This is a genomic window from Enterococcus sp. AAFC-DPL-6103, assembly GCF_058216595.1.
The window spans coordinates 1728388-1740168 of record NZ_CM177102.1 but is presented as its reverse complement, the minus strand read 5'-3'; the positions used below and the strand labels follow the sequence as shown (position 1 = coordinate 1740168).

11 protein-coding genes are annotated in these 11781 nt (G+C 33.4%); 10 read left to right on the top strand and 1 reads right to left on the bottom strand.

Annotated features, from left to right (window positions below; genetic code table 11):
* The 5 genes from AC4BC3_RS08350 (at position 1) to AC4BC3_RS08330 (ending at position 5802) form a co-directional block, all read left to right on the top strand.
* A complete protein-coding gene (locus AC4BC3_RS08350; RefSeq protein ID WP_490466260.1) occupies positions 1 to 702 on the top strand; it encodes an IspD/TarI family cytidylyltransferase in 702 nt (233 codons plus the stop codon).
* 8 nt (positions 703 to 710) lie between these two features.
* Positions 711 to 1766 carry an NAD-dependent epimerase/dehydratase family protein gene (locus AC4BC3_RS08345; RefSeq protein ID WP_490466259.1) on the top strand — a complete coding sequence of 352 codons (1056 nt, stop codon included), beginning with the start codon at positions 711 to 713 and terminating at the stop codon, positions 1764 to 1766.
* A 66-nt stretch (positions 1767 to 1832) separates the two neighbouring features.
* Positions 1833 to 3218: an O-antigen ligase family protein gene (locus AC4BC3_RS08340; protein WP_490466258.1), complete on the top strand. Its 1386-nt coding sequence runs from the start codon at positions 1833 to 1835 to the stop codon at positions 3216 to 3218.
* Between the two features lie 78 nt (positions 3219 to 3296).
* A complete protein-coding gene (locus AC4BC3_RS08335) occupies positions 3297 to 4715 on the top strand; it encodes a lipopolysaccharide biosynthesis protein (protein WP_490466257.1) in 1419 nt (472 codons plus the stop codon).
* 136 nt (positions 4716 to 4851) lie between these two features.
* On the top strand, positions 4852 to 5802 hold the full coding sequence (locus tag AC4BC3_RS08330) for an NAD-dependent epimerase/dehydratase family protein (RefSeq protein ID WP_490466256.1): 951 nt from the start codon (positions 4852 to 4854) through the stop codon (positions 5800 to 5802).
* Between the two features lie 72 nt (positions 5803 to 5874).
* On the opposite strand, the gene AC4BC3_RS08325 is transcribed toward AC4BC3_RS08330, so the two are convergent.
* Complete coding sequence (locus tag AC4BC3_RS08325; protein ID WP_490466255.1) at positions 5875 to 7032, bottom strand: serine hydrolase domain-containing protein; 1158 nt, start codon at positions 7030 to 7032, stop codon at positions 5875 to 5877.
* Positions 7033 to 7200: 168 nt separating this feature from the next.
* On the opposite strand from AC4BC3_RS08325, the gene mltG reads away from it, so the two are divergent.
* The 5 genes from mltG to AC4BC3_RS08300 all read left to right on the top strand — a co-directional run bounded on the left by mltG (position 7201) and on the right by AC4BC3_RS08300 (position 11577).
* Positions 7201 to 8373, top strand: a complete 1173-nt coding sequence (gene mltG / locus AC4BC3_RS08320; RefSeq protein ID WP_490466254.1) for an endolytic transglycosylase MltG — start codon at positions 7201 to 7203, stop codon at positions 8371 to 8373.
* A 134-nt stretch (positions 8374 to 8507) separates the two neighbouring features.
* Positions 8508 to 8987 carry a transcription elongation factor GreA gene (gene greA / locus AC4BC3_RS08315; protein ID WP_206909079.1) on the top strand — a complete coding sequence of 160 codons (480 nt, stop codon included), beginning with the start codon at positions 8508 to 8510 and terminating at the stop codon, positions 8985 to 8987.
* A gap of 155 nt (positions 8988 to 9142) precedes the next feature.
* Positions 9143 to 9874 carry a cell wall-active antibiotics response protein LiaF gene (gene liaF / locus AC4BC3_RS08310; RefSeq protein ID WP_206909080.1) on the top strand — a complete coding sequence of 244 codons (732 nt, stop codon included), beginning with the start codon at positions 9143 to 9145 and terminating at the stop codon, positions 9872 to 9874.
* Positions 9871 to 10938: a sensor histidine kinase gene (locus tag AC4BC3_RS08305; protein ID WP_490466253.1), complete on the top strand. Its 1068-nt coding sequence runs from the start codon at positions 9871 to 9873 to the stop codon at positions 10936 to 10938. Before liaF ends, AC4BC3_RS08305 begins: the two co-directional genes overlap by 4 nt.
* A 6-nt stretch (positions 10939 to 10944) precedes the next feature.
* Entirely contained in the window at positions 10945 to 11577 is a 633-nt protein-coding gene (locus AC4BC3_RS08300) for a response regulator transcription factor (protein WP_206909082.1), read from the top strand.
* The last annotated feature ends 204 nt before the right edge of the window (positions 11578 to 11781 follow it).

Below are 11781 nucleotides of genomic sequence, written 5' to 3'. Positions count from 1 at the left end.
ATGATTACAGCAATTATTATTGCCGGCGGAGTCGGTAAACGAATGGGACAAGATATCCCGAAACAATTTATAAATATTGAAGGTAAGCCAATCATTATTTATACACTTGAATCTTTTCAGAAGCATCCACAAATCGATCGCATTTTAGTAGTTTGTAAATCAGGATGGGAAGAAACGATGTGGGCTTATATTAAAGAATTTAATATAAGCAAAGTTCAATGGGTAATAACAGGTGGTTCAAAAGGACAAGAATCAATCAACAATGGTGTGCAGTTTTTGAAAGATTATTCTGATGAAGATGATACGATCATTATTCACGATGGTATCCGTCCACTGGTTGATGAACTTGTATTATCTGATGTCATTGTGAAATGTAAGGAATATGGAAACGGCGTGACTTCATTACCATACAATGAACAAATTTTTATTAAAAAAACTGAGGACACAACGGTTGAATATGTGGACCGTAATACATTACGAAGAGTATCAACTCCACAAGCTTATCAATATGGTAAACTGCTAGCAGCTTATAATCGTGCAGTAGAAGAAAATATTGGAATGTCTGATTCCTCATACACAAATACAATGATGGTTGATCTTGGTGAAACATTGTATTTTGCAGCTGGTTCTGATAAAAATATCAAGCTAACAACAACCGATGACTTGGAGTTATTTAAGGCTTATTTAAAAATGAAGGATTAGGAGAGAGTATGATGACATTAGTTGAACAGCCTATGTATCAAGTTGATTTGGCCAAGGTAGTTGACAATTTACCTGAATTGAAAAAACTGGATGGTCAATCAATTTTAATGATTGGCGCTTCTGGAATGATTGGTTCATTTTTAATTGATACTCTGATGTTGGCAAACCAGCAATTAGGATTGAAAATCAAAATATTTGCAATGGGAAGAAATCGTAAAAAACTTGAGACTCGCTTTTCAATGTATCTGGATTCATCATTTTTTGAGATTGTGGAAGGTGACGTAACGGAACCTTTACCAGAAGATCTTATGGTTGATTATATGATTCATGGGGCAAGTAATACGCATCCAAAGGCATATGCAACAGATCCAATTGGGACAATCATGACGAATCTGTCTGGAACAGATCAGGTGTTAAAGCATGCAGCAGCAACCAATGTTAAAAGAACACTCTTTTTGTCGACGGTTGAAATTTATGGTGAAAATCGTGGAGACGTTGAAAAATTTAATGAAGAATATTGTGGTTATATTGATTGCAATACATTACGCGCTGGCTATCCAGAAGGGAAACGAGTGAGCGAGTCACTTTGCCAAGCATATATTACAAAATACGACTTAGACATTGTCATTCCACGCTTATGTCGAACATTTGGTCCAACTATGTTGGCTTCTGACACAAAAGCTTCTTCTCAATTCATTCTAAATGCAGTGAATCATGAAGATATTGTATTAAAAAGTGAAGGAAATCAATATTTTTCATATGTGTATGTAGCAGATGCGGTTTCTGCAATTTTATATTTACTGTTACATGGTGAAAGTGGCCAAGCTTATAATGTTTCAAGTGAGAAATTTGATTTGTATTTGAAAGACTTAGCCAAAAAAATAGCAAATATCAGTGGGAAAACGGTTATTTTTGAACTACCAGACGAAGTTGAAAGCAAAGGCTTTTCGAAAGCAAATACAGCTATTTTGGATAATACGAAAATAAAAAACGTGGGCTGGATGCCCTTATTTGATTTAGAAGAGTCATTGGAACATACCGTTGAAATCCTTCAAAAAGTATAAATCTATCTTTGATTTAAAAGTAGACTAATAAATTATTTGTTTTAAAATGAGGAGGATTATTTTAAAGTGGAGAACCAAGTGAATAAAAAAATTTTTCATAAAGAATTATATGTTTTAATCCTATATTCAATTACCTTATTAAGATCAATTGGAGCTTGGAGTCTAATGCCTAACTCTATTGACTCTTTGTTATTTAATGTTATTGGATTAGTAGGAGGTCTGATTTTATTAGCTGAGTTTTTTGAAATCATTACTAAAAAGAAAAAATTCGATTATGATATTTCTTTGGTTTTGTTTTTAATTGCTTTTTTAATTTCGATTTTGTTAAACTATCAATATGCATTTTTTGCTAATATTAAGAATTTTTGTTGGGAAGCGTTATTTTTATTAACAATATTTAGTCTAGCAAAAAATTCAGAGGTAAGGAAAAGTTTTTTTATTAAATTCCAAGTAATTTTAGTAGCTTTTGGGTTCATTATGTCATTTGTTTCATTACTGATGTTTGTATTCAATTTTTCATATATAGCACCATTAGTAAATAAAACTAACCCTTTAAGACTAGGATTTGTTGAAAATCGATTGTTCGGAGCATATGCTGATCCAAACTATGCGGCTGTAATGTCAACGATAGTAATATTATTCTCTGTATACTTGTTTAATAAAATTTGTAAAAGTTGGATTACGCGTTTGTTATTAATCATTAATATGATTATACAAATTTTATATATTGGTTTATCGGGTTCTAGAAATGGTTTAATTGTTCTTTTAGCTCTTACGTCAGTTTATACATTTTTTCAAGTCTTTTACGGCAAGTATAAAAAACTTTCAAAATTTAAAAATATATTCTATGGTTTTCTAGTTGCCGCTGTCGTGAGTTCTGCAATGTTTCTTCTAGTAGATGTTTCAAAAAATGGAATGAGTAAACTACCAGAATTAACTCAAGAAATTAGTATTAAGAAGAACCATACTAAAGTAAATAATAAAGATGAAGTTAATTTGTCACGAGAGGACGTCGCACAGAGCGGTGATATTTCAAATATGAGATTTACTCTATGGAAAAGTGGATTTGAGATTTTTAAAACACGACCTCTCTTTGGAGTAGCACCAAAATCTATTCATGATTATGCAAAGAAAGAACTCCCTAATACGTATCTTGCAAAAACTAATTTAGCAGTCCATAATGCTTATTTGAATGTTCTTGTTTGTACCGGAATTATTGGAGCAGTATTAGCAGGGTATTTTCTTCTTAAGAATGTAATACGAATGTTAAGATATGCATTTAAAAATAATATTAGGCAAACTGAGTTTCTGTACTATGCACTGGCAGTACTAGCACTTGCTTTGTCTGGCTTATTCCACAATGAAATTTTCTTTATGACAACAAGCTCTCCACTAGTCTTCTGGGTCTTCTTGGGTGGAGTGAATAATGTTATGGATAATGAGGAAGAATGACTATTTATTGGGTTGTTGAATTGGTAAATTACAGCTAAAGTAGAAATTTTCTATTTTATATTTAAAGGAGCTTCATATGTGAATAATAAAGCTAAAATGATCATAAAAAATCTCTATTATACCGTGGCAGCCAATTTTGTTACTTTAGCTATTTCTGTATTGCTTAATCTATTTGTTCCTAAATTATTGGGAGTTAAAGAATATAGTTATTGGCAATTATATGTATTTTATTCCTCTTACGTTGGTTTTTTACATTTTGGTTGGGTTGATGGTATTTATCTGAAAATTGGTGGAGAAAATTATGATGAATTAGACAAAAGGAACCTAGGTTCTCAGTACTGGTATCTTATATGTATGGAAGTGATTATCTCTTGTTGTGTAATTATCGCAACAATGATAATGGTTCCTAGTTCGAACAAAAAAGTAATTTTACTTCTAACTGCTATTGTTTCTGTCATTACGATTGCTAAAACATTCATACAGTATATTTTACAATCGACAAACAGAATAAAAGAATATGCTCAATTATCAAGAAGTGATAGATATATTTATATTTGCATGATCGGTTTTTATTTTTTGTTAGGTGGCAGAAATTTTTATTGGCTGATTATCATGGATATTCTATCGAAATTAATTATGACTTTATGGGGAATGTATCATATTAGAGATATGATTTCGGTGAAACTAATCACTCATAAGATGATTTTTACCGAAATATTAGATAATATAAATGTGGGTAGTAAATTAATGTTATCTAATATTGCGAGTATGTTTATTATTGGTTCAATTCGTTTTTTTGTGGAACGTCGCTGGACTATTGAAGTATTTGGTAAATTATCCTTTACCTTGAGTATTTCGAATATGTTTCTAACGTTTATCAATGCAGTAGGTGTAGTCATGTTCCCACTCTTAAGGAGAACAAATGAAAAGAAATTACCTAGTCTTTATGAAATATTAAGAGGATTATTTGTTCCTATGACTTATTCAATTCTCATTTTTTATGGACCTGCAAGGTATATCCTTAGCATGTGGCTTCCAGAATATGCAGAAAGTTTAAAATTTATGGGTATTTTGTTTCCAATCGTCATTTATGAAGGAAGAATGTCACTGTTAATAAATACCTATTTGAAAACTTTACGTCAGGAAAAAACGATTTTATTTGTTAATGTCCTAACCCTTATTACAACTTTAATAGCATCTTTAATTATTATTTTTGTGATGGGAAATTTGACTTTAGCAGTGGTTCTTATCATGTGTAGTTTGGCCTTTAGATGTATTGTAGCTGAGCTATTGTTAAGTAGATACATGAAAATCAGTTTGTGGAAAAATGAGATACTTGAAACTTTTGTAACAATTGCATTTGTTACAGGAAACTTATATCTATCTCTTTGGAACAGCGTTATTTTGTATATTATTGTTTTTATAGTTTATATTGCTATTTCTTGGAAAAAAATCATGGATAATAAAAATAAATTTATTTATTTGATAAAGAATTGATATAGATTTTTTTAATGAACGCAATTGATAATTGCGTTCATTTTTATATTGCGAAATAAATTTACATAGTTTTATTTTTTTTTTAATGTTAAACTTAACGTGGATAATCAAAGGATCATTTAATTGAGGTGAAAAAGTGGACAACATATTAATCACTGGCGGAGCCGGATTTATTGGTTCTACGCTAGCAAATTATTTAAGTAAAGAAAATAAAATCATTGTTGTAGATGATTTATCCATGGGAAAACAAGAAAATTTGATTTCATCAAACAATATTAAGTTCGTAGAAGGCGATGTAGCAGATAAAGTGTTAATGGAACAGTTGCTTTCTGAATATTCATTTGCTTATATTTTTCATTTAGCTGCGGTTGCAAGTGTGGCTGATTCTGTGGAACGTCCTGTTGCAACACACCGTGTGAATTTTGAAAGTGTACTAATATTATTGGAATTGATTCGTCAGTATCAGCCTAATCTAAAACGTTTAGTCTTCAGTTCTTCGGCTGCTGTCTATGGAGATGAATTGACTTTGCCAAAACAAGAAGAGTCAGTGATTCGTCCGTTGACACCTTATGCCGTAGATAAATTTGCTGCGGAACAGTATGCTTTGGATTACTACCATTTGTACGATATACCAACTAGTGCGGTTCGTTTCTTCAATGTTTTTGGGCCAAATCAAAACCCTAACTCACCCTATAGCGGGGTTATCTCGATTTTAATCGATCGCTACAAGAAACAGTTAGCGGGCGAACCAGCTGTTTTCACTTTGTTCGGTGATGGGAGCCAATCAAGGGACTTCGTTTATATTGAAGACGTGATTCAAGCGTTGTTGCTGGTGGCAACGAAAGACGAAGCCTTAGGAAAACAGTTTAATGTAGGAACAGGTAATAGTACAACATTACTTGAACTTATTCAGGCAATTGACAAGATTTTGAATGTGAAGTTAGCGCTAAAATTTGAAGAAGAGCGTTCAGGTGATATTCATGATTCATTGGCAGATATTTCAAAAATCAAAACGTTAGGTTATCAACCAAAGTTTGATATTTTGGATGGTATGCAACGTTACATTGAAAGTGAGTTTAATGAATAAAGCTTTTATATTCTAAAAAAATAGCAAAGTGGTAAATAAAAATACCACCTTGCTATTTTTTTGTAGTTAAAATTATGAAGGAAGTTTTTTTCCTGTCAGCATTTCATAAAGTTGATTTCTAATAGCGACTGCACCGGGTTTTATTTTTGTGTCAGATTGGATATTACTTTGCATAACAATAGCGTTTTTTGTATCTTTTGTCATTGCAACAACAGAGTGAAACCGATTGATGTTTCCTTGTGCTAGAATGTAATCTTCTCCACTGTAAACACCACCACTATAGGGATTCTTTAACTGATTGTTTTGCCAAAGTGAAAAGAGTAGTTTTTTTGAAATAAGTTCTCCAGACAGCACCTTCGTGAAAAAGGCTGCTAGATCATACGTATTCATACTGATATTTCCTGTTCCTAGTTCATTATGAATCGCAGTTTCATTTTCATCTAATGCTTTCCAGTAGTCATCATCAGCTGTCATTTGATAAGATTTAGCGTGCTGAGGAGAATTTTTGACATTTTCATAAAAATCAGTATGGTGTAATTGTAGAGGCTGAATTAATGATTCCGATAACAATTCTTCATAACTTTTGTTCGTTAACTGCATTAGAATTCCTGCCAATAAAGTAAAGTTTAGTGGTTCATAATGGTAGGTTTGATAATCAGTCCATTTTAAATGCTCTACGGTGAATTGAACGATGTCACGATCATTCAGTGGGATAGAAGGCTGTTCGGTTTTATGCAGACCAGATCGCATCACCAACAAGTCATGAATCGTGATTGTTTGACTACCTGGAATCTGTGGATAAAAGGTAGCTAGAGGTGTGGTAAAACTAATTTTTTTCTGTTCGATTTGCTTTAGGATGAGCAGAGCAGTCATCGCTTTTTGGATTGAACCAATCTGATAGTCAAGTGATAAAGAATTTAATTGATTTGTTTCTTTGTTCGCATAACCATAAGTTTTTTCTAAGATAATTCGATTATTTTTTCGAACGTAGATTGTGCCAATGTAATCTGACTTTTTTAAGAATTGATCCATTTGTGTTACTGTTTTTTCTTCGGAATCGGTCAATTTTACGACAGTTGTTGGCTCTGAATCCGTAACTGGCTTGATTGTGTCAGAAAGTAGGAGCAGATACCAACTTGTGGCTACGCCTAATCCCAGAAGAAGAGTTAAGATAGAAAGAAGAATTGTTTTCTTCCTAGCTTGCTTTTTTTGATGTTTTATAGTGTGCATAGGATTATCCTTTCTGATATTTTTAAAACACTTTTATTTTAATACGTGAGTAAAGGAGATTCCTACTAACAATTTTGCAATATAATATTTTATGAAAAGAATTCACTCTGAAAGAAATTTCATGTATAATAGATGGAGTTATGAACTTGAGAGTAAGGAGGAGTTGTTTTGTCAGAAAACAAACAACATCCAGAAGAAAATAATAAGAATGGACACACGACAACGCAAGAAGTTATAGTCAAACGTAAAAATTTGCGTAAAAAAGAAGATAAGATCGTCGGCAAGATCATTTTAGTGATTGTGATTACTTTATTGGCAATTGTAGGCGTATTTGGCTTTACTACTTACAAATATGTTGAAAGTGGCTTGCAACCGTTAGATAAATCGGATAGTCAATTAGTTCAAGTAGAAGTTCCAACTGGTTCTTCGAATAAACAAATTGGCGAAATCCTCGAAAAGAATCATGTTATCAAAAGCGGTATCGTTTTTAATTATTATACGAAATTTAAAAATTTAACTGGTTTTCAAGCAGGATTTTATCAAATGTCTCCAGACATGACTTTAGATGAGATTGGTAAATTATTGCAAGAAGGCGGAACTGCTGAAGCAAAAGCAGTTGCCGATGGGAAAATCACGATTCCTGAAGGTTATGATATAGACCAGATAGCGAGTCGAGTGGCTAAAATAACTGGGAAAGATAAGCAAGAATTTCTAGATTTAATGACGGATGAAGCTTTCTTAAAAGAGTTGTATCAAAAATTCCCAGAACTATTGGAAAGCACGTCTCAAGCTAAAGATGTAAAGTATCATTTAGAAGGTTATTTATTCCCAGCTACTTATGATTATTACAAGGATACGTCATTGAAAGATTTAGTTATCCAAATGGTTGAAAAAACAGACTCAGTTATGCAAGATTACTATACGACAATCAAACAACAAAATCATACTGTTCAAGAGGTGTTGACATTAGCTTCTTTAGTTGAAAAAGAAGGTGTCAAAGAGAACGACCGCAAGAATATTGCACGAGTTTTCTACAACCGAATTGAGTCAGATATGCCGTTGCAAACGGATATTTCCGTTTTATATGCGCTTGGCGAACACAAAGAAACCGTTAGTTATACAGATACTGCAGTTGACTCTCCATATAACTTATATACAAATACAGGTTTTGGTCCTGGACCATTTGATAGTCCTAGTGAGGAATCCATCAAAGCAGTCTTGTCTCCTGCAGATAATGATTATTACTATTTTGTAGCAGATATCAGTACAGGAAATGTATACTTTGCTAAAACATATGAAGAACACTTAGAATTAGTTGAAAAATATGTCAATAAATCATAAAATAAATTAGTGTTATTGATTCATTTTTAGAAAAACATTTACATTTTAGAAAAAGCATGGTAATCTTTTTTGGACTATAGTCCATAAAGGGTTACCTTTTGTGGTAGTCTATTGAGATGAAGGAGACGTTACGAATGGTAGAGAAAGTTTACCCAATGACGCTAGAAGGAAAAGAAAAGCTAGAACAAGAATTGGAAGAATTAAAAACAGTTAAACGCGGAGAAATTATTGAGCGTATCAAAATTGCTCGAAGCTTTGGCGATTTGTCAGAAAACTCAGAGTATGAATCAGCAAAAGACGAACAAGCTTTTGTAGAAGGACGTATCACGACGATTGAAACAATGATTCGTTTTGCACAGATCATTGATAATAACGGCGTTGATTCTGACGAAGTTTCAATCGGAAAAACAGTTACATTTGTTGAACTTCCGGACGGGGACGAAGAAGAATATACTATTGTTGGTAGTGCTGAAGCTGATCCATTTTCTGGTAAGATTTCAAATGACTCTCCAATTGCACAAGCGTTGATTGGAAAGTCAAAAGGCGATGAAGTAACAATCACTACACCGGGTGGAGATATGTTAGTTAAAATCGTTAAAGTTGAACAAGCTTAATTTTGTTAACAGACCTAGAGCGTAATCAGTTGATTCGTCTAGGTCTTTCTTTTTGGTTTATTTGATAGAAAAATAAATTTTACAACCAGAGACCTATAGTAAAGCCTCAAAAAAATAGGTATGATGAAGAAAGTGAGTAGGAAAGGAGCAAGCTGATGAATAGTTCTTTACGATTTTTTTTCGTAGTCGAAACCTTATTGCTATTATTTGCTGTTTGGCAAATTGTTAATAATACAGAAATCTTGATCTTCGTGGTTTTTGGTATACTCAATATTTATTTGGCACTGCGCAAGAAACCACGCAAAAAATTTCAAAAATTTCAATTGATTTTAGGGAGCTTGATCCTCTTTTTCAGTTTGATTAGTAGTCCAGCACTTTGGTTGATGCTGATTTTTGCCGTGTTGTTTATTGGATTAAAAGGTGTTGAAATCTCTGGTATTGATTTAACCAAAAATGCTTTTTGGCGAAAAAAACAAATGATGATGATTCAAACGGAACAGCTGAAATCTCATAACAACGAACGTACTAAACAACAACTAATTGGAAATCAAAGAATTGGTTCAGATGTGTATGAATGGGATGACATCAATATTGCAATTGCCTCAGGTGACACAATCATTGATTTAGGAAATACCTTGTTACCTAAGGATGATAATATTGTGATTGTCCGAAAAGGTGTAGGCCGAACAAGAATTCTTGTTCCATTAGGGATAGCCATTAGTCTTGAGCACGCGACATTATTTGGAAATGTTTATTTTGAAGAGGAACAATTTTCATTGAAAAATGAGTCAATCAAAATCTATAGTAATGATTATGATGAAAACCCTCGGCGGTTGAAAATCATTACGAATACGTTGCTTGGTGATGTTGAGGTGATTCGTGTATGATTGGAAAAATCTCCCGATCAATGATTGCTTTTTATGCTTCACTAGGCACATTTATGGTTATTTTATTCGCTATGTTCACCTATTTTTATGCAAGCAAACAGACGCATTGGTGGGCGGAATTATTGCAAGCAAGATTGCTTTATGTACCACTGATTTTTCATTTATTTGCTCTTTCCTTAGGTGTAGGTTTATTGACTTTTTTGATCGTATCAGTTGTTCAAAAAGCAAGATATGGTAAAATCGAAGAAAAGTTACGAGCAGTTTCTTCCGGCAACTATGATGCGAAAATTTTGGATCAGCCAATCGTAACACCAACCGATAATGAATACATCAAAGATATTGACCAAGAAATCATTAAAATCAAAGAAAAAATGATTGAAGTTTCAAGTGAGCTTCAGATCTTAACAAGTCGACCACAGTATGTAAATGGACAAACAAAAGAAGAAATCTTAGAATTAGAGAGACACCGGTTAGCCCGTGAGTTGCATGATTCTGTTTCACAACAGTTATTTGCTGCCATGATGATGATGTCTGCTTTGACCGAACAAGCAGAAAAAAGTGACACCCCAGAAGTTTTTCGTAAACAATTACGTATGGTCGCGGATATCATCAATGCTTCTCAATCCGAGATGCGCGCGTTATTGTTACACTTACGTCCTGTTAATTTGGAAGAGAAAAGCTTGAAACAAGGAATTGAACAATTATTAAAAGAGTTACAAAACAAAATTCAAATTTCGTTGAAGTGGGAGATTGAAGACGTTCAATTATCCAGTTCAATTGAAGACCACCTTTTCCGAATTGTGCAAGAGCTGCTTTCAAATACACTACGCCATGCAAAAGCAAATGAATTAGAGGTCTATTTACATCGGATCGATAATAATTTATTACTACGTGTTATTGATGATGGAACGGGATTCAATATGAACGAAACGAAAACGGGAAGTTACGGTCTAGTAAATATCAAAGAACGTGTGGCAGGAATTGGTGGCACAGTGAAGATTATTAGCTTTAAAGGACAGGGAACGAGTGTCGAGATCAAAGTTCCTTTAATTAAGGAGGTATAACGACGGATGATAAAAGTAATGCTCGTAGATGACCACGAGATGGTGCGTTTAGGTGTTTCTTCTTACTTATCTATTCAAGACGACATCGAAGTAGTTGGAGAGGCTGAGAATGGCTTAATTGGCTATGAAAAAGCAATGGAATTGCGACCAGATGTTATTCTAATGGATCTAGTGATGGAAGAAATGGATGGAATCGAGTCAACAAAAGCGATCTTAAAAGATTGGCCAGAGGCAAAAATTATTATTGTCACCAGCTTTATTGATGATGAAAAAGTATATCCTGCGATTGAGGCTGGCGCTGCAGGTTATTTATTAAAAACTTCGACTGCACATGAGATCGCAGATGCGATTCGTGCAACGCAACGTGGCGAGCGAGTGTTAGAACCAGAAGTAACAACGAAAATGATGGAAAAGATGAGTCGGCGAAACGAACCTATTTTGCATGAAGACCTGACGAAACGAGAAAATGAAATCTTGATGTTGATTTCTGAAGGAAAGAGTAATCAAGAAATTGCAGATGAGTTATTTATCACTTTAAAAACAGTCAAAACCCATGTTTCAAATATTTTAGCAAAACTTGAGGTTGAGGATCGTACTCAAGCAGCAATTTATGCATTCAAACATGGTTTGATCAAATAACGAATCGATAAATAAAAAGACAGCTGATCATAAACAACTGCTTAAAATCAAAAAGAATGTAGGGCAAGACTAATTGTGTTTTGTCCTGCTTTTTTGTTTTTGTGAAGTGAGATCAGAAAGTTTCGGAGGATAAGGCTTTGAATAAGTCTCGCCTCTTTTGTTTTTGAAAAGGCTTTGCTATACTTGAAAAGAAATAAGAATGAA

What these genes read in the sequence shown, in the direction of transcription:
- AC4BC3_RS08325 (WP_490466255.1), bottom strand. Translation starts at nt 7,032, where the DNA reads ATGCACACTATAAAACATCAAAAAAAGCAAGCTAGGAAGAAAACAATT.
- AC4BC3_RS08350 (WP_490466260.1), top strand. Translation starts at nt 1, where the DNA reads ATGATTACAGCAATTATTATTGCCGGCGGAGTCGGTAAACGAATGGGA.
- AC4BC3_RS08305 (WP_490466253.1), top strand. Translation starts at nt 9,871, where the DNA reads ATGATTGGAAAAATCTCCCGATCAATGATTGCTTTTTATGCTTCACTA.
- greA (WP_206909079.1), top strand. Translation starts at nt 8,508, where the DNA reads ATGGTAGAGAAAGTTTACCCAATGACGCTAGAAGGAAAAGAAAAGCTA.
- liaF (WP_206909080.1), top strand. Translation starts at nt 9,143, where the DNA reads ATGAATAGTTCTTTACGATTTTTTTTCGTAGTCGAAACCTTATTGCTA.
- AC4BC3_RS08300 (WP_206909082.1), top strand. Translation starts at nt 10,945, where the DNA reads ATGATAAAAGTAATGCTCGTAGATGACCACGAGATGGTGCGTTTAGGT.
- AC4BC3_RS08345 (WP_490466259.1), top strand. Translation starts at nt 711, where the DNA reads ATGATGACATTAGTTGAACAGCCTATGTATCAAGTTGATTTGGCCAAG.